This window comes from Thermosynechococcus sp. GLH187 (assembly GCF_031583395.1).
GTDB lineage: Bacteria > Cyanobacteriota > Cyanobacteriia > Thermosynechococcales > Thermosynechococcaceae > Thermosynechococcus.
Map to the genome: position 1 here is coordinate 1690110 of NZ_CP134175.1, position 19292 is coordinate 1709401.

The following is a 19292-nucleotide window of genomic DNA, read 5'->3' on the forward strand; positions in this document are numbered from 1 at the left end:
TTTGTCAACCTCAGTCGTTGATTCTCTGAAAAGATAAATTCCAACTAAAAGATTTTTGCTTGCTGGAATAATACCCATGGTAGAACAGCCCCTACCCTACTCAACGAAGCTCCCCGTCGCCTTGCCATCCCGCACTGTGAGGATTTGGCGCGAACGGATCATTGCTAGCATTCTTTTTTTGGCAGCGATCTCATCGGTCGTAACAACACTGGTCATCATCTATATCCTTTTTGCCGAGACAGTCATCTTTTTTGAAAAGGTGATGGAAGTGCACCAAGAGTCTCTCTTTGAGGCCTTGGTGGAGTTCTTTACGAGCACGGACTGGTCACCTCTAATTGAGCCGGTGGGAATTGGTATCTTACCCTTGCTCTCCGGAACCTTCACGACTTGCTTTGTGGCCAGTTGTGTGGCTATTCCCCTTGGCACGATTGCGGCCATCTATCTGAGTGAGTTTGCACCCGCCAAAACGCGGGAGATCCTCAAGCCTATCCTTGAAATCTTGGCGGGTATTCCCACTGTGGTTTACGGCTACTTTGCCCTTTTGGTGGTTACTCCCTTTCTCCAGAAAATCATTCTTGGCGTTCAGCAATTCTTTAATCCTGGCAAAGAACCTTGGGAATACTTTGAGCTGCCTGGTTTTAATATGTTGGGGGCAGGTATTGTGGTGGGGCTAATGGTGCTGCCCTATATTGCCAGCTTGACAGAAGATGCCCTCCAAGCTGTTCCTTTGCAACTGCGGGAGGGATCCTATGCAATGGGGGCAACGCGTTTGCAAACAGCAATCAAGGTTCTCATGCCGGCTGCTATCTCTGGCATTATGGCCGCCTATATTTTGGGGCTGGCACGGGCAATTGGCGAAACAATGATTGTGGCCGTGGCCGCGGGGTTACAGCCGAAGTTTACGTTTAATCCTCTAGAGGGGGCTTCAACCACAACTGCTTTCATTGTGTCAGTGAGTTTGGGGGACTTGCCCCACGGATCACTAGAGTATCAGTCGATTTTTGCCGCAGGGATCATGCTGTTTTTTGCAACCTTGATCTTAAACGTGCTGGGCTACTTCTTGAGTCGCCGTTATCGTGAGGTGTACTAGCCATGCGTAGCCAACGAACGATTCTCAATAACCTCCGCAATTCGATCGCGATCGCGGCCTCGATTCGGGAGCGCAAGCGCTGGGAACAGTTTTTTATCGTTTTAGGTTGGTTCTCCCTGCTAGTCGCCTTACTCACCCTTGTTTTTCTTGTGGGTGACCTCTTCCTGCGCGGCTTACCCATGCTGAACTGGAAGTTTTTTACTTCACCGCCGAGTAGTGACCCCGAAGAGGCAGGTATCCTCACGGCATGGGTGGGTAGTTTATTGGTCATTCTTGTAACGGCGTTTGTGGCTATTCCTTTGGGCATTGCGGCGGGCATTTACCTCGAAGAATATGCTCCCAAAAACTGGCTGTTGGATTTCATTGAGGTGAACATTACCAATCTGGCGGGTGTGCCCTCAATTATTTATGGCCTACTGGCTCTCGGTTTCTTTGTCTATATTCTCAACTGGGGCGAAAGCATTCTGACTGCCGGGTTTACACTGGCATTGTTGATTTTACCCGTGGTGATTGTGACCACCCGTGAATCCTTGCGCGCCATTCCCCAGGGGATTCGGGAAGCCGCCTATGCGGTTGGTTCGAGTCGCTGGCAGGTGATTGCTGATCATGTGCTGCCCTACTCGATGGGGGGGATTCTCACGGGGATTATTGTGGGTATCTCCCGCGCGATTGGCGAGACGGCGCCCCTGATCACCATTGGTGCTTTGACGTTTATCACGTTCTTGCCAGATCCACCGATTCAAAGCGAGTTTCCCTACATTTCGTTTAAGTGGATTTGGTCTCCCTTTACGGTGCTGCCGATTCAAATGTTTAACTGGGTTTCCCGTCCGCAAGAGGCCTTTCAAGTGAATGCTGCAGCGGCTGGGATTGTCCTGCTGGTGTTGACGCTGGCGGTGAATGCAACAGCTATTTATCTACGCTATCGTTTTAGGAAGAGTATCAAATGGTAAAACCTACAGATCGGGTCGTGACTACCGAGAACGAGCCACTGAAAAAGCTGGCAGAAGTTCGGGACTTGAACTTTTACTACGGTGGCAAGCAGGCTCTGAAAAACATCAACTTGCCGGTCTATGAAAAGAAAGTTACGGCACTGATTGGGCCTTCAGGTTGTGGCAAGACCACGTTGCTGCGTTGCTTTAACCGCATGCATGATCTGTATCCCGGCAATCGCTACGAGGGGGAAATTTGGTTGGGGGATGAGCAACCGCGTAACCTCCTGCAAATGGATCCAATCGAAGTGCGGATGCAGATTGGCATGGTCTTCCAAAAGCCCAATCCTTTCCCCAAGTCGATTTACGAAAACGTTGCCTATGGATTGCGGGTGCGCGGCATCAATAACCGTGCGATCCTCGATGAGGTGGTGGAGCGATCGCTCCGTCGTGCTGCCCTGTGGGATGAAGTCAAAGATCGTCAGAAGGAACCGGGCACGTCTCTGTCGGGCGGTCAGCAGCAGCGGCTCTGTATTGCCCGTGCCCTAGCCACTGATCCAGAGATTATTCTCTTTGACGAGCCAACATCGGCATTGGATCCGATTGCCACGGTCAGTATTGAGAACCTGATTAGCGAACTCAAGGAGCAAGTGACGATTCTGATTGTGACCCATAACATGCAGCAGGCGATTCGTATTTCCCAGTTCACCGCCTTTATGTATTTGGGTGAAATCGTTGAGTACAACGAAACCATGTCCATCTTCACGAAGCCAGTGGAACAGAAGACCGCCGATTACGTGAGTGGTCGCTTTGGTTGATCGCTGCGTCAAGTCCGCTTGAGAATGTGGTCTAAGAGGTAAGGTGTGGTTGTGAATCGATCGCTACCCTAGGGCTAGTAGTTATTTGTTCTCGCTCTAGGAGCGCAGTTATGGTGGCATCGCTGGAGTCAACGGTCAGGGAGATTTCACCTCAGGCGATCGCCCGTGAATTAGCGCTCCGCCTTGCGCCGCAGGCCACCTATGTGCGTGTCGCTCACTCCGCCGAAGGCTGGAAAATTCTCCTAGAGGCAGAGCAAATTCCCAATCAACGCACCTGCCTTGATGTCTTGGTTGCTTTTTTAAGTCCTGTCCTCCCCCAATCCATTGATGTCTATGGGCGACAGTTGGGGGGGCAGCGCCCTGCATGGGGAGTACGTCTGCGGCCTCGGCCGGTTGCAACCCCCACACCCACAACAGTTCGCGATCGCCAGCTTGAACCCTTAGCTTTAGCGGCCAGTGTCTTAGGGATTTTTGGTTTAGGAGCCGTCGGCCAATGGCAGTCTCCCAGTGTTTGGTTGGCAGCAGCACCAGAACCCAGCGTTGAACAAGTGCGATCGGTCATTCTCAATGCTGCGCCCACTCTGGCTCCCGCCCGCCCACCCCTGTGGTACCACTACTCACCCCCTGAGGCCTTCCGTGGCCGTGTGTTTAATCAGGTTACCTTACCCCCTGAGCAAAAGTTGGTGGCACTGACCTTTGATGATGGCCCTGATCCGACCTACACGCCCCAAGTGCTCGACATTCTTGCCCAAGAAAAGGTCAAAGGGACATTTTTTGCTATTGCCAGAGCCGTTGCAGCGCGCCCAAAATTAGCGCAGCGCATTGTTAGGGAAGGTCATGTCTTGGCCAACCACTCTTGGAGCCACGGCTACCATTACTTTAATCCTGCCGCTGCCCAGCACGAGGTGGATCAAAGTCAACAATTGATTGAAGACATCAGCGGGGCAAATATCAAGCTCTTTCGACCACCGGGGGGAAATCTCCATAATGGTCTGGTGAGTCGCGCCAGCCAACAGGGTTACGGTGTGGTGATGTGGTCAGTGGATCCACAGGATTGGTTACCTCGCCAAACGAGCGATCGCATTGTCAACACAGTTGTTCAGCAGGCGCATGCCGGTGCCATTGTCCTGCTCCATGATGGGGGTGGCTCTCGGCGAGCCACGGTTGCGGCCTTGCCCAGCATCATTGCCGAACTGCGGGCTAAAGGCTATCAATTTGTCACTGTCCCTGAGTTGATTGCGGCTCAAGAGCCAACAAGTCTACCAGAACCCCCTTCTTGGCTAACGATTCAAGAAACGGCGCAGCTTCAGCAGTTGGTTCTGCAACTGGAGACCCGCATTCAAGCTTTAGAAAAAGATTTAAGGACCACACCCCCATGGGCGATCGCCGAACGGGAATACCTAGCAGCCACCCTACGGGAGCAACAGGCAGCCCTGTCTTGGGTGCAACAACGGCTGGCCTTTGAACAAGCTGCTGCAGGTCAATATCAAGCGGCTCTCAAACTGGCGGAGCAGGCGACGCTTGCCGCTAAGGCACAACAATCATCAGTGGCCAAAATCTTGTGGCAGCGGGCGATCGCCACCCTAGACACCATTCCCAACACGGCCTTTGTTGCCCCCCTTGCCCGGATCAAGCAACGACAATATAGCCGCAGAATGCACCAACTAAAATAAAGGCAGCACGCGAATCCCCAACAGCCTGCCATGACAATTGAACACCCAGTGCAACTGCCGCCCCTTGAAAGTGGCGATCGCCTGACACGGGACGAATTTGAGCGCCGCTACGCGGCCATGCCTCAGCTGAAAAAAGCAGAACTGATTGAGGGAATTGTTTACGTGGCTTCTCCCCTACGCTACCGCAGTCACGGTCAACCTCACCTATTCCTAATCACTTGGCTCGGCACCTACTGTGCAGCCACACCGGGGGTCGAAGCGGCAGATGCCCCGACTATTCGCCTAGATGCCGATAATGAACCGCAACCCGATGCAATTTTACGCCTCAGCCACGGGGGGCGATCGCGAATTACTGCCGATGACTATATTGAGGGCGCGCCGGAACTTGTAGTTGAAATTGCCGCCAGCAGTGCCGCCTACGACCTGCACGATAAGCTCAGGGTGTATCGCCGCAATGGCGTTCAGGAATATCTTGTCTGGTGTACCTACGATCGCCAAATCCACTGGTTCTCGCTTGAAGCAGGAGAATACCAGCCACTTGTTGCCGATACTGAGGGGATGATTCGCAGTCGTCAATTTCCCGGACTCTGGCTTGCCCCTGAGGCATTACTGACCCATGATCTGGGTACGGTTTTGCAGGTACTCCAACAGGGAATTGCCACCCCCGAACATCAAGCGTTTGTGGCTCGCCAGCAGCGATAGAGAAGTTCTGAGGAGAGAGAGCCATGACACTAAAGTATTCTCTGCCGCCCCTTGAAAATGGCGATCGCCTGACACGGGACGAATTTGAGCGGCGCTACGCGGCCATGCCTCAGCTGAAAAAAGCAGAACTGATTGAGGGAATTGTTTACGTGGCTTCACCCGTTCGTGTCAGTCACAGTCAGCCCCATGCCGAGATCATGGCTTGGCTCGGTTTTTACAAAGCAGCTACGCCGGGGGTTCTTGTCTATGACAATCCGACCGTTCGCCTAGATGGCGATAATGAACCGCAGCCCGATGCTGTGCTCCGCCTTGAAAGCGGGGGCAACTCCCGCATTAGTGAGGATGGTTATATCGAGGGGGCACCGGAACTCGTGGTTGAAATTGCCGCCAGCAGTGCCGCCTACGACCTGCACGATAAGCTCCGGGTGTACCGCCGCAATGGCGTTCAGGAATACCTCGTCTGGTGTACCTACGATCGCCAGATCCACTGGTTCTCACTTGAAACGGGGGAATACCAACCACTTGCTGCCGATACTGAGGGGATGATTCGCAGTCGTCAATTTCCCGGACTCTGGCTTGCCCCTGAGGCATTACTGACCCATGATCTGGGTACGGTTTTGCAGGTACTCCAACAGGGAATTGCCACCCCCGAACATCAAGCGTTTGTGCAAATCTTGACCGAAACTTAAAAAATTTCCCTAATCTGGCATTATGCTGTATAGAATCCCCGTGTCAATAGGGGAATATTGGCATCGCCCTTGCCAAATGCATCGATATCTGTCTGCCGATTGACCGTTTCATTCACCGTAGCCCTATGTTGCAATTAGACCCCATTTCCAAAACGACCAATCAACATTCTGGTCACAAAGGTTTAGTGATGGCGATCGGGGGAGCCGAAGACAAAGTACGTGGGCGACAAATTCTCACCACCTTCTGCCAACGTGCTGGCGGCCTAGATGCTGTCATTGGCGTCATTCCCTCTGCTTCCCGTGAACCCGATGCCATGGGGCGACTCTACCACGATATTTTCCGCGAAATTGGCGTGCGCGAAGTGGACGTTCTATTGGTGGGCGATCGCGCTGATGCCGAACAGGAAGAGATGCTAGCTCGCTTGAGTCGCTGTACTGGCATTTTTATGTCCGGGGGCGATCAACTGCGTTTGTCGGCGCTGCTGGATGAAACCCCCCTCCTCTACCAATTGCGTCATCAAGTCTGGGAAGGCAAATCAATTCTTGGGGGCACGAGTGCCGGTGCCGCTGTCATGGGTGAGTGCATGATTGCCAGTGGGGGCAGCAATGAAGCTCCAAACCGCTCCTTAGTCGATTTGGCCACAGGCTTGGGTATTCTTCCCGATGTTTTAGTGGATCAGCATTTCCACAATCGCAATCGCCTCGCGCGCCTGATCAGCGCCATTTCTGCTCACCCCGACAAGCTGGGAGTCGGCATTGATGAAGATACCTGTGCCATGTTTGAAGCTGATGGTATGCTGCGGGTTCTTGGTCGTGGTTCTGTCACCATTGTTGATCCTCGGGATGTCAGCTACACGAGCTATGCCCATGTGGATGTTAACGAACCCTTGAGTATCTACAACTTGCGCCTGCACATCCTCAGTGATGGTGACTGCTATAATCTCCGCACCCATCAAGTGCAGCACAAATGTATTTTGCCTCCCCTAAATTAAGTTTTCAGGAAAGTGTTGCTTAAGATACAGTTTATTGCGTCACTCGCCTCAAAACTAAAAATGGTAAGCTGTCCTTAAAAAAGCCACTCTTCTATGAAAATTCTCAAATTACAAACGCTGCGGGGTCCTAATTATTGGAGCATTCGGCGTCATAAGCTGATTGTCATGCGTTTAGATCTAGAAGAGGTGGCCAACACCCCCTCCAATCAGATTCCCGGCTTTGTGGATGGGTTGGTGCGGGTTTTACCCAGTCTCTACAATCATTTTTGTTCCCTTGGCCATGAGGGGGGCTTTCTCACCCGCCTAAGGGAAGGCACCTACCTCGGTCATGTGGTTGAGCATGTCGCCCTCGAACTCCAAGAACTAGCAGGGATGCCCGTTGGTTTTGGCCGCACGCGGGAGACCTCAACGCCGGGGGTGTATCAAGTCGTCTATGAATACCAAGTGGAAGAAGCGGGTCGCTATGCCGGCCGCGCAGCGGTACGACTCTGTCAAAGCATTATTGATACGGGCACCTATCCCCAGCGCGAACTGGATCAGGATCTCGCCGATCTCCGCGAGTTAAAAGCCAAAGCCTCCCTAGGCCCAAGCACGGAAGCGATTGTCCGCGAGGCGGAAGCCCGTAATATTCCTTGGTTTGAGTTGAGCAGTCGCTCGATTATTCAATTGGGTTATGGTGCCCGCAGTCATCGCATGCAGGCCACCTTGAGCGATCGCAGTGGCATCTTGGCCGTGGAACTCGCAGGGGACAAAGAAGGGGCAAAGCGACTGCTTCAGGATGCCGGAATTCCTGTGCCCAAGGGAACCGTCGTCCGCTACATTGAAGACCTCCCTGAAGCCATTGAGGACATCGGCGGCTACCCGATTGTCATTAAGCCCCTCAACGGCAACCACGGTCGGGGGATTACGATTGACATCAACAGCCTAGAAGAGGCCGAAGAAGCCTTTGAAATTGCCAGCAGTGTCTCCAAATCAGTGATTGTGGAACGCTATCATGCGGGTCGCGACTTTCGGGTTCTAGTGGTCAATGGCAAAGTAGTCGCCGTTGCTGAACGGGTGCCAGCCCATGTTATTGGCGATGGCCGCTCCACTATCGAAGAACTCATTGAGAAAACCAACCAAGACCCGCAGCGGGGAGACGGTCACGATAATATCCTCACTCGCATTGAGGTGAATCACGACACATGGACACTCTTGGAAAAGCAGGGCTATACCCTAAATACAGTCTTGCAACCGGGGGAAATTTGTTATCTACGCGCCACGGCGAACCTGAGTACCGGTGGCATTGCCGTCGATCGCACCGATGAAATTCACCCGGAAAATGTTTGGATTTGCCAGCGGGCGGCTCGGATCATTGGCCTCGATATTGCGGGGATTGATGTTGTCAGCCCCGATATTAGTCAGCCCCTGCCTAAAGTTGGCGGTGTGATTGTCGAGGTCAATGCTGCTCCCGGCTTTCGCATGCACACGAACCCCAGCCAAGGGATTGCCCGCAATGTCGCCGAACCGGTGTTGAATATGCTCTTTCCACCGGGAACGCCTTGCCGCATCCCGATCTTTGCGATTACGGGCACCAACGGTAAAACCACCACCACCCGTCTCATTGCCCATATCTGCAAACAAACGGGGCAAACCGTTGGCTACACCACCACAGACGGCATCTATATTGGCGATTATCTGGTGGAAAAAGGGGACACCACGGGGCCTCAAAGTGCCCAACTGATCCTGCAAGACCCCACGGTTGAGATTGCTATCCTAGAAACAGCGCGCGGTGGTATTCTCCGCTCCGGCTTGGGCTTTGACCACTGTGATGTCGGGGTGGTGCTGAATGTGCAGGCTGACCATCTTGGCCTTGGTGATATTGACACCGTTGAACAGTTGGCGGACTTAAAGGCCGTGGTGGTGGAATCCGCTTGGCCGAATGGCTATGCTGTCTTGAATGCCGATGATCCCCTCGTGGCGGGAATGGCACGCCAAGTCAAAGCCCAAGTGGCCTATTTCTCGATGAATCCCCACAATCCGATTATTCGGCAGCACATTCAGCAGGGGGGTCTCGCCGCCGTTTATGAAAATGGCTATCTCTCGATTTTGAAAGGGGACTGGACGCTACGGATTGAGCAGGCAGAAAATGTGCCCATTACCCTTGGCGGTCGAGCCGGTTTTATGATTGCCAATGCCCTCGCTGCCAGTCTAGCCGCCTTTGCCCAAGGCATCAGTATTGAGCATATTCGCGCTGCCTTGACCACCTTCCGAACTTCAGTGGAGCAAACCCCCGGGCGGATGAACCTCTTTGATTTGGGGCAATTTAGTGTCTTGGTGGACTATGCCCACAATCCAGCAGGGTATGAGGCCATTGGTGAATTTGTCCAAAAATGGCCAGGGCAGCGCATTGGTGTCGTTGGCGGACCGGGCGATCGCCGTGATCAAGACTTAGAACAACTGGGTGAACTCTCGGCAAAAATCTTTGATTGGATCATCATTAAAGAAGATGACGATACCCGTGGCCGGCCGCGCGGCGATGCCGCCTATTGGATTGAGCGGGGAGTACATCACCACAGTGTCCAACGCCAATACGACATCATCCATGACGAGGTAGCAGCGATTCAATTTGCCCTCGATCGCGCCCCCCAAGGCTCCCTAGTGGTGATCTTTCCAGCGGAAATCAGCCGCACCATTCAACTGATTCACCAGCATCATCAACGACTCCAAGGGGAAACGACCAATGGCTTTCACAGTGAGGGAATTTCCACTAGTGGTGATCTCAATCCCTCCATCTCCCATTAGGCAGTTTCTCGACCACTAGCAACGCTGATCTGATCAAGTCACTCTGATCAACAGCGAGAAGCACAGTATAGGCCTTTTCAAAAAGGTTGGAGGATCTCACCGCTTTTACGTACTCCCTTTATATTAGAAAGAATTCATAAATAATCAATTATGAACGAGATTCATTTCATCCACGGCATTAACAATAAGCCAGTTGCTTCTAAAGCACTTGAACATGCACTTCAAGCAATCTCAAACATCCACGGAGAGTGTTTTCTGGGGTATCTTCTACCGACACCAGAAGGACTTTCAGCCATTGAGAATCTCTCCTCTTTACGGAAAAAGTCTCAGCAACGCCAAATTAATAGACCGAATTCTCGTGGAGCAAAGCTTAAGCAACTAGAAGATTCAATTGCTACCCTCGACCATCAGCAACATCGGGCGGTGATTGAAACCATTGATGGCGTCCAACGGATTCGTGGCTTAGCAGGCTCCGGTAAAACTATTATCCTTGCTCTAAAGGCTGCTTATTTACATAGTCAACACCCTGATTGGTACATTGCAGTAACCTTCCAGACGAGAGCCTTAAAAGGACAATTCAAGCGCCTAATTAATCAGTTCTGTATATCGCAAACCAATGAGGAACCAGACTGGACAAAAGTGCGGATAGTTAACGCATGGGGAGCTAAGGGGGATGAAGAACGGGATGGACTTTATTATGAATTTTGTAGAGTTACGGGTAGTGAGTTTCTTGATTTTTCAACAGCTAGGAGTCGTTTTGATAGTAGTGAAAAAGCTTTTGACAGTGCTTGCCAGCTAGCACTTGATACAGTCACAAAAGTACCAGAAATTTATGATGTTATTTGGCACTGGTATAGTTAATGATCAAAACTTTCCTAAGATAGTTAGGCACCCCAAATCCATATGGGATGTCAAATTTGATCACTGTGAAAACATTGCATTAGTAATAAGTGAAACGGATTATTCAGTAATTCACCAAATACTTACAAATAATAGATGCTATAGTGTAAAAATGATTGATAGTGGATTGCTTCAACTTATTTATCGGTTCCAAAGAAATACTCTCATTCAGCATCGCCTTGCTTATTATCCATCTCCTCAACTACTGCCATTTCAAGAAGATCCAGCATCTTATTTTGAAGACACGCACTTCCTTTAGATTATTAATAGACGTACTATTGCTTTTCCTTTGCGGTTTGACTTTGATCAGCAAGCGGCTATCAATAAGACACACCCAGCTTGTCATCTAACTTTGGGCGATGCAAAAAATTGATGAAAGTGGTATGGTTCACGTTGTCATTCCTGATATAGAGTGATCATGAACAATGCGGTTGCAATGAAAGCCAAATGGCAATTTTGGATCGATCGCGGGGGCACGTTTACGGATATTGTCGCCCGCCGTCCCGATGGTCAAATGGTGGTGCACAAGCTGCTCTCAGAGAATCCAGAGCAGTATCGCGATGCAGCAGTAGCGGGAATTCGTACCCTCATGGGGTTGGCGCCGGATGCCCCCATTCCCAGTGAAGCCGTTGAAATTGTGAAACTGGGGACAACGGTAGCCACCAATGCCCTTTTAGAACGCAAAGGCGAGCCAACGGTGCTCCTGATTACCCAAGGCTTTGGGGATGCTCTAGCCATTGGCTACCAAAACCGCCCGGATCTGTTTGGCTTAGCGATTCAGCAACCGCCGCCCCTCTACAGCCATGTCATTGAAGTCAAAGAACGGGTGAGTGCCCAAGGGGAAATTCTCGTCCCCCTTGACTTAGAAGCCCTGAAGCCCCAATTGGCAGCGGTCTATGACCAAGGCATCCGCAGTTGCGCCATTGTGCTCGTGCATGGCTACCGCTACCCTGACCATGAACAACAGGTGGCAGCCTTGGCAAGGAAGATGGGGTTTAGCCAAGTGTCGGTGTCCCACGAGGTAAGTGGCCTGATCAAGCTGGTCAGCCGGGGCGATACGACTGTTGTGGATGCTTATTTGTCGCCGGTGCTGCATCGCTATCTACAGGGGGTGCAGGGGGAGCTGGGGGAGATTCCCCTCTACTGTATGCAGTCCAATGGCGGTGTGGTGGCGGCGGCCTGCTTGCGCGGTAAGGATAGTCTGCTTTCAGGCCCTGCTGGGGGGATGGTGGGGGTGGTGCGCACCGCTTTAGCCGCAGGGATTGAGCGGCTGATTGGTTTAGATATGGGGGGCACCTCGACAGATGTCTGCCACTATCGTCACAATCCGGATGCCCCTTGGCCAGAGTATGAGCGGTGGCAGGAAACGACCATTGCGGGTGTGCGGCTGCGATCGCCCCTCCTAGCCGTGCATACCGTCGCTGCCGGCGGTGGCTCGATTTTGCGATTTGATAAGGGGTGCTACCAAGTGGGGCCAGACTCTGCCGGTGCCAATCCCGGACCTGCTGCCTATCGTCGCGGCGGACCTCTCACGGTGACCGATGCCAATCTCCTCTTGGGGAAAATTCAGCCCGCCTATTTCCCCGCTGTCTTTGGCGCCGATGGTCAACAGCCCTTGGATCGCGAGACGGTGGAACAGCAATTTGCTCAACTGCGCCAAGAGATCTACGAGAGCACCGGAGATGCCCGCAGTGTTGCCGATGTGGCGGCTGGTTTTATTGAAGTAGCCGTGAATACCATGGCACAGGCAATTAAGAAAATTTCCCTAGAGCAGGGGCACGATGTGCGCGACTATACCCTCTGCTGTTTTGGCGGTGCCGGCGGCCAACACGCCTGTTTGATTGCCGAGGTGTTGGGAATGCCGCAGGTGTATCTCCATCCCTATGCGGGGGTGCTCTCGGCCTACGGCATTGGTCAGGCGGAGCTGCGGGTACTCAAGGAGCAAACGATTGAACAACCCCTCACCGCCGCTGTTCTGGGGGAGCTGCAAGGCCAAATTGAGCAGCTAAAAGGGCAAGCAATAGATGAACTTGTTGCCCAAGGGGTCGATCGCCGGCAGATTCAAAGTCAAGTGCGCATCGGCTTAGGTTATGTGGGGACAGATACAATCCTCTGGGTGCCCTGGGCAGATTTGGAAAGGATGGCAGCCGCATTTGCCCAAGCCCATCGCGATCGCTATGGGTTTACTATACGGGGGCGATCGCTCCGCATCGGTCAAGTCGCAGTTGAAGCCGTTGCTGTTCAAGCAGTTCCAGCGGTCACGATGCCCCATGCCGCCACAGAACTCACGCCCCTTGCCCATGTGTCGGTTTACAGCAAAGGCCAATGGCACAAAGCACCCGTCTATGAGCGCGATCGCCTCCCTGCCCATCAGATCATTGCAGGGGTGGCCTTGATCTTAGATGCTACGGGTACCAATGTGGTTGAGGCAGGCTGGCAGGCCGAAGTGGATGATCAAGGGGGGCTGTGGCTACGTCCCCTGCAAGAATCCCCGGCACCGTCAAAGCAGATTGCCGCCACCGTTGCGGATCCAGTGCAGCTTGCAATTTTTCAACAGTTATTTCGCGCCATTGCTGAGCAGATGGGGGTAACACTCCAGCAAACCAGTGCCTCGGTCAATATTAAAGAACGGTTGGATTTTTCCTGTGCTCTGTTTGATGCTGCCGGCAACCTTGTGGCCAATGCCCCTCATATCCCCGTCCATTTGGGGTCAATGAGCGAAAGTGTTAAGGCACTGCTGGCTGAGAAAGGCAACACCCTCCGGGCGGGTCAAGTGTTTGCCACAAATAATCCCTATCGCGGTGGCACCCATCTGCCGGATATTACCGTAATTACCCCCGTATTTCTCAAGGGGGAAGCGCAACCCGCCTTCTTTGTCGCTTCGCGGGGGCACCATGCTGACATTGGGGGCATCAGTCCTGGATCCATGCCGGCCAATAGTACCGATGTCCGTCAAGAGGGAATTCTCTTTGATAATGTGCTGCTGGTGGAGGGCGGGGAGTTTCAAGAGGCGGCGATTTATCAACTGTTGAGCCAAGCCCCTTGGCCGGCTCGCTATCCTGAGCAGAATCTGGCGGATCTGCAAGCCCAAATAGCCGCCAATCAGCGGGGGGTACAAGAACTGATTACCCTGTGCGATCGCCATAGTCGCGAGGTTGTGGCTGCCTACATGGAATTTAGCCAAGCCAATGCCGCTGAGTGTGTGCGCCAATGCCTGCGATCGCTCCAAGGGGGTCGCTTTTGCGTGGCGATGGACAACGGCAGCCAAATTCAGGTGCAAATTACCATTGATAGCACCGAAGGCACCGCTTGCCTCGACTTTGAGGGCACCTCCCCGCAAACCAATGACAATTTCAATGCTCCCCTTGCCATTACCAAGGCAGCTGTGCTGTATGTCTTCCGAACCCTCGTACAAGAGGACATTCCCCTGAATGCGGGCTGTTTGCGTCCCATTGAACTGCGGGTGCCGCAAGGCTCACTATTGAACCCCCAGTTTCCGGCGGCGGTGGTTGCTGGCAATGTCGAAACCTCGCAAACCCTTACCAATGCCCTCTACGGTGCCCTCGGCATTATGGCAGCGGCTCAGGGAACGATGAACAACCTCAGCTTTGGCAGCGATCGCTATCAATACTACGAAACCCTCTGTGGCGGCGCTGGGGCAGGAGCCACCTTTGCCGGAGCCAGTACCGTGCAAACCCACATGACCAACTCTCGACTCACCGATGTCGAAGTGTTAGAAAACCGCTACCCCGTGATTGTTTGGGAGTTTTGCCGTCGCCGGGGCAGTGGGGGCAAAGGGCAGCAACCGGGAGGAGATGGGGCAATTCGTGTCCTTGAGTTTCGTGAACCCATGACCGTCAGCCTCCTCAGCCAGTCGCGCAAAATTCCCCCCTTCGGGCTTTTTGGAGGTGAATGCGGTGCGGTAGGTGAAAATCAATGGCTGAAACTCGGACAGACTCCCCATCTTTTACCAGGAACCGCCACAATCAATGTCCAAGCGGGCGATCGCCTGCGCATTTGTACCCCAAGTGGTGGTGGCTTTGGGGTACCTCAACTCTCAGATTAGATATATCAAATTAATCTTCATCGTCGGTGGGTTGACCGTTGCTGCTCACTTGTCTAAGGTGAATGTGCTTACGGCCAAGGGCAATTTCAAATTCATCCCCCGGCTTGAGATTCATTTGCTTGGTATAAGCTGAACCAATGAGCAAATTACCATTGGCTTGTACCGTGATTCGATAACTAGCACTGCGACCGCCTCGGCTACCACCACGTCCTGACTTCGTATCAAGATTCATCCCCAAGGCTTCAAGAAGCGCCTTATTAAACTTCATTTTGCTGATGCGCTCCTTACCACTTTGGGTGATCGTATAGTAGCCACAGGCCTTTGCTTTTTCCTCGTGGCTGAGATGTTCCAATTGTTTGTACTTCTCTAATAAAGCAGCACCTGTCAAGGGTTCTACTTGTTTGCGTCCCATTTTAACCTACCTTTTCAATGATCCAATACTGTCTATTCATTGGCGATTCAATCAAAGAGTGCCAAAGTCTGACAGCGGACTCGTAATGAATGAGTGTCTATCTTTAGCAAACCATAATTTTTTTCAGAATTCAAGTTGCGATCGCCCTTGAGTCAGGGTTTTACATTTCCTTTAGACGAGTTACATTGACACTCTTTTCACAGGGACGCAAGAGGCTCAAAAAAGGTGAGGGCTAGTGTAGAAAGTACGCCACCTCTTTTACAGCCCTTTTCACAGGTGTCCACAGACTCAACACTACAAAAGTCACGACGGAAGAGATTTCTATCAGCGTTTATGTGTCCCCTATTTAAGATAAGGGCGGTAGATGCTCTATCCTTCAAAACAATGACGCTAATCAAACTTACGGCACTTTTTGCAAGAATTGAATACGCTCACAACAGTCGCTTCAGTGTGAGGTGGAAAAGCCCAAGAGTGTCCAACCCGAGTTGGCCTGCTGATCATTGTGAACTATTTGGGAAAATAGAAGCAAGCTCAAGCACTTGTTCGGGGAACTGCGGCAATTGCACAACGCCACTGGTCGGAATAATTCTCTTGCTGAGGTAGCCAAACTGCCGCGGTGTAATTTCAGCAGGTTCGCTATAGACTTCCAGTGTGCGATCGCTAACATTGAACAGCCAATAATAGGGAATCTTGGCTTCAGCATAAAGCGATAGTTTCACTGTGCGATCGTACTCTAGGGATGAATCCGCCACTTCTATCACCAAGAGCGTGTCGGCAGGTGTGGGATGGGCTGAGGCATAGTCATCTTCTTGGTTTTTAACGATCGCTACATCGGGTTCTGGCTCACCATCAAAGGCAATCGTAATCGGCGACTGGCACTGAAGCGTGGCGCGATCGCCCACAATCTTCGGTAAGATTCGCAATAATCGCCGCAGACAGCTTTCGTGCGCTGTTCCCTTGGCCGCCATGCGCACCAGTTCCCCCCGAATTAGTTCAATGTGGTCATCTTCCCTCAGAAACCCAAGTTCCAGTAAACGGTGGTAGTCCTGCACCGTAAATCGCACTGGTTGGGGGGTTGGAGTGGGTTGGCAAGTAGCAGTGATCATGATCTTAATTTTAGGCAGAGTCTCAGAAGTGACGCATTCTTCGCTAGAGAATGCCCTAAACTGTGGAAACATCAAGGGTGTGGTGCCCTATGATTCCACGTCAACTGGTATTGCGCAATTTCCTCAGCTATCGCCAAGCCACTCTTCCCTTTGCGGGGTTACATCTGGCCTGTATTTGTGGTGCCAATGGGGCGGGCAAGTCCTCGCTTCTTGAGGCGATCGCCTGGGCACTGTGGGGGCAAAGCCGCGCTAGCCGTGAGGATGATGTGATCTACTACGGCGAAATGGAAGCCCAAGTGACGTTTGAGTTTAGCGTTCAGGGGCAGACCTATCGGGTGGTACGGTTGCGGCGCCGCGAGCAACATACGGTTTTAGAGTTGCAGATTCAAACAGTAGCGGGCTATACCTCGCTAACGGGGCGATCGCTACGAGCAACACAGGAAAAAATCATTCAAATTCTGCGCCTTGACTACGCCACGTTCGTCAACAGTGCCTATCTGCGCCAAGGCCGTGCCGATGAATTTATGGCCAAACGCCCCAGTGAGCGCAAGCAACTCTTGGCCACCCTTTTAGGCTTGGATCAATACGAGACCCTAGCGGAGGCGGCTCGCGATCGCGCCCGTGACTACAAAGCCCAAATCAGCGTTCTGGAACAACGCCTCCAGAGCCTAGGGGAGCAACTCGCCCAAGAACCGCAGTTACGCGCCCAACAGGCAGCGGTGAGCCAGCAGATTCAACAGCAACGGCAGCAAGTCGAGCAGTGTCAACAACGGCTCCAAGAGCAACAGGCCGCCTACCACGTCTATCAACTGCAACAGCGGGACTATGAACACCTGCAACAGCAGCGAGACACCCTCGGGACAACAATCGCCCATCTCGAGCAGCAGTGCCAGACGCTCCGCCAAGAACAGGCCGCGATTGCGGATCTAGAAGCCCGTGCCCCCCTCTTGGAAGCCGCCGTTAGCCAATGGCAGCGCCTGAAAACCGCTGAAGCGCAATTGCAGCAGTGTTTTGCTGACTATCAACGGCTGCGCCAAGAGCGCGATCGCCAGCAGCAGAACCTCGACCAGCAGCGCCAAGACCTTCTGCGCACCCTGCATGGATTGGAGAGCCAGCAGCAATTTCTTCTGGAACAATGCCAGCAGTTGGAAAAGCTCCTCAAGCAAGAAAATCAGATTGTCGCTGCCTTTGAACAGTTACAGCGATCGCGCGCTCAGCTCCAAGCCCAGGAAGAGCTTCAACAAAAAGTCTTTCCCCTTCTGCAAGTCAAACAGCGCCTTGAACTGGAACGGCAACAGCAGGAACAACGCCTCCGCAGCCGGCGCGATGAATTGCAACAGTTGTGGCGGCATCTCCATCAACAGGTGGAACGACAACCCGCTCTCCAAGAGGCAGTGACATTGATTACTGCCCAGATTGAAACCCTTGAAAAACAGCGCATCTATCAAGACCATGTGCGGGAAAAGGGACTAGAGCGCCGCCGCTTCCTAGAGCAACTGCAAGCCCGCCAGCGGGAATATGAGCGGCAAATTAATCAACTGGAGCAGCGCTTAGAACTGCTGAATCAGCCGGGAGCGATTTGCCCCCTGTGTCAACGTCCCCTCGATGCCGAGCACCACGAAGCTGTCCTGCGCCGCAATGCCGCCGAAAAAGAGGATCTGCTGAATCAGTTGTGGGTGATTCGTGAGCAATTGGCGGTCACCGAGCGGGAAATTCAAGTCCTACGGCGGGAATATATTACCGTGGGCTATGAGATCTCGCAACTGACGCAACTGTTTGAGCAACGGGGGCAACTCCAGCAGCAACTCCAGAGCACACAGGATTTAGAACCGCAATTGGATCGCTTGGCCGCAGAAATTCAGCAGATTGAGCGGCAGCTGAGGAACGGCCATCAGGAAACCCTTGGGGAACTGCAAGCCATTGAGACGGAACTGAAACGCCTGAACTATGACGAGAAAAATTTGGCGATCGCCCGCGGGCAAGTGGAAAAATGGCGTTGGGCCGAAGCCAAGGAACAGGAACTCCGCCAAGCGCAGCGGCAATACCGCCAAATTCAGCAACAACTGCCGGCCCTAGTGGCACAACAGGAAGAACTGCAACGCCAACTCAATGCCCTTGAAACCCTCTCCCCCTTGGCACAAACCTTGGCCACCATTGATCAGCAGTTGGCGGCCTTAGCCTACGATCCTGAGCAGCATGCCCAAATTCAGGCACAACTGGCGGCATTAGAACCGGACTATGAGGCCTATCAGACCCTGCAACGGGGGCGATCGCGCCAACCCCAACTCCGCCAAGACCTCCAGCACCTAGAGGAAACGCTGCACCAACAACGGGAACAACTGCAACGCATTACTGACAAACTTGCTACCCTTGAGGACACTGCACGCGCCGCCAGCCGCCTTGCCGCCGAGCTGAACCAACGTCAACAGGAACTCCTGAAGCAGCAGCAGACCCTCGAAGCTAACCTTGCCCAGCAGGGCAAACTCACCGCTGAATTAGAGCAACTCCATCGCCTAGCCCAGGAATACGAACAGGGACAGCAAACCCTTGCCCACCTCCGCCATCAATACCGCCTCTACTGCGAACTAGCCCAAGCCCTAGGCAAAAATGGCATTCCTGCCATGCTCATTGAAACCGTCTTGCCCCATCTGGAGGCAGAAACCAACCATATCCTAGGCCGCCTGAGTAACCATCAACTCCATGTCCAATTCATTACCCAACGCAGTCGGCGGCGCAGTGGCGCTGATACTAAGCCCATTGAGACCCTCGATATTCTCATTGCCGATTGCCAAGGGACTCGACCTTACGAAAGTTATTCGGGGGGTGAAGCCTTTCGCATCAATTTTGCGTTGCGTTTAGCCTTGGCCCGACTGTTGGCACAGCGATCCGGCAGTGATGTTCAGTTTCTCATTATTGATGAGGGGTTTGGTACTCAAGATGCCCAGGGCTGTGAACGGCTGATTGCCGCCCTGAACGCAATCGCCCCTGAATTTCACTGCATCCTCGCCATTACCCATGTGCCTACCCTCAAAGAAGCCTTTCAAACCCGCATCGAAGTCACCAAAATAGGGGGAGCCTCCCAACTCAGCATCATTACCTAGGACAGGGGTAGCAGCTTGCGGCACAATATC

13 protein-coding genes and 1 pseudogene are annotated in these 19292 nt (G+C 52.8%); 12 read left to right on the plus strand and 2 right to left on the minus strand.

Annotated elements, in window-relative coordinates:
- Nucleotides 1-76: 76 nt before the first annotated feature.
- From pstC to RHI63_RS08335, 11 genes and pseudogenes are all read left to right on the plus strand, one after another.
- Complete coding sequence (gene pstC, locus RHI63_RS08290; RefSeq protein ID WP_310744448.1) at nt 77-1090, plus strand: phosphate ABC transporter permease subunit PstC; 1014 nt, start codon at nt 77-79, stop codon at nt 1088-1090.
- 2 nt (nt 1091-1092) lie between these two features.
- Nucleotides 1093-2040, plus strand: coding sequence for a phosphate ABC transporter permease PstA (gene pstA, locus RHI63_RS08295; protein WP_206199761.1), 948 nt, complete (start codon nt 1093-1095; stop codon nt 2038-2040).
- Complete coding sequence (gene pstB / locus RHI63_RS08300) at nt 2034-2837, plus strand: phosphate ABC transporter ATP-binding protein PstB (RefSeq protein ID WP_225901538.1); 804 nt, start codon at nt 2034-2036, stop codon at nt 2835-2837. Before pstA ends, pstB begins: the two co-directional genes overlap by 7 nt.
- Nucleotides 2838-2947: 110 nt before the next feature.
- Nucleotides 2948-4510: a polysaccharide deacetylase family protein gene (locus RHI63_RS08305; protein WP_206199762.1), complete on the plus strand. Its 1563-nt coding sequence runs from the start codon at nt 2948-2950 to the stop codon at nt 4508-4510.
- Between the two features lie 30 nt (nt 4511-4540).
- Nucleotides 4541-5212 carry a Uma2 family endonuclease gene (locus tag RHI63_RS08310; RefSeq protein ID WP_310821471.1) on the plus strand — a complete coding sequence of 224 codons (672 nt, stop codon included), beginning with the start codon at nt 4541-4543 and terminating at the stop codon, nt 5210-5212.
- Between the two features lie 23 nt (nt 5213-5235).
- Nucleotides 5236-5901, plus strand: coding sequence for a Uma2 family endonuclease (locus RHI63_RS08315; protein WP_206199764.1), 666 nt, complete (start codon nt 5236-5238; stop codon nt 5899-5901).
- Between the two features lie 125 nt (nt 5902-6026).
- Complete coding sequence (locus tag RHI63_RS08320; RefSeq protein WP_206199765.1) at nt 6027-6893, plus strand: cyanophycinase; 867 nt, start codon at nt 6027-6029, stop codon at nt 6891-6893.
- Between the two features lie 93 nt (nt 6894-6986).
- On the plus strand, nt 6987-9677 hold the full coding sequence (cphA, locus tag RHI63_RS08325; protein WP_206199766.1) for a cyanophycin synthetase: 2691 nt from the start codon (nt 6987-6989) through the stop codon (nt 9675-9677).
- 150 nt (nt 9678-9827) lie between these two features.
- Nucleotides 9828-10538: a hypothetical protein gene (locus RHI63_RS08330; protein WP_310821472.1), complete on the plus strand. Its 711-nt coding sequence runs from the start codon at nt 9828-9830 to the stop codon at nt 10536-10538.
- Nucleotides 10513-10950, plus strand: a pseudogene (locus tag RHI63_RS13175) (DUF2290 domain-containing protein). The gene RHI63_RS08330 and the pseudogene RHI63_RS13175 overlap by 26 nt, the downstream one beginning before the upstream one ends.
- A 45-nt stretch (nt 10951-10995) precedes the next feature.
- Complete coding sequence (locus tag RHI63_RS08335) at nt 10996-14643, plus strand: hydantoinase B/oxoprolinase family protein (RefSeq protein ID WP_310821473.1); 3648 nt, start codon at nt 10996-10998, stop codon at nt 14641-14643.
- Nucleotides 14644-14653: 10 nt separating this feature from the next.
- Here the strand turns inward: RHI63_RS08335 and RHI63_RS08340 are convergent, their stop codons facing one another.
- Nucleotides 14654-15055, minus strand: a complete 402-nt coding sequence (locus tag RHI63_RS08340) for an AbrB family transcriptional regulator (protein WP_310821474.1) — start codon at nt 15053-15055, stop codon at nt 14654-14656.
- Nucleotides 15056-15552: 497 nt separating this feature from the next.
- Nucleotides 15553-16161 (minus strand): Uma2 family endonuclease, encoded by a 609-nt coding sequence (locus tag RHI63_RS08345; RefSeq protein WP_310821475.1) that lies wholly within the window; start codon nt 16159-16161, stop codon nt 15553-15555.
- 89 nt (nt 16162-16250) lie between these two features.
- Here RHI63_RS08345 and RHI63_RS08350 point away from each other — a divergent pair, with 89 nt between their 5' ends.
- On the plus strand, nt 16251-19262 hold the full coding sequence (locus RHI63_RS08350) for an SMC family ATPase (RefSeq protein WP_310821476.1): 3012 nt from the start codon (nt 16251-16253) through the stop codon (nt 19260-19262).
- Nucleotides 19263-19292 lie beyond the last annotated feature (30 nt).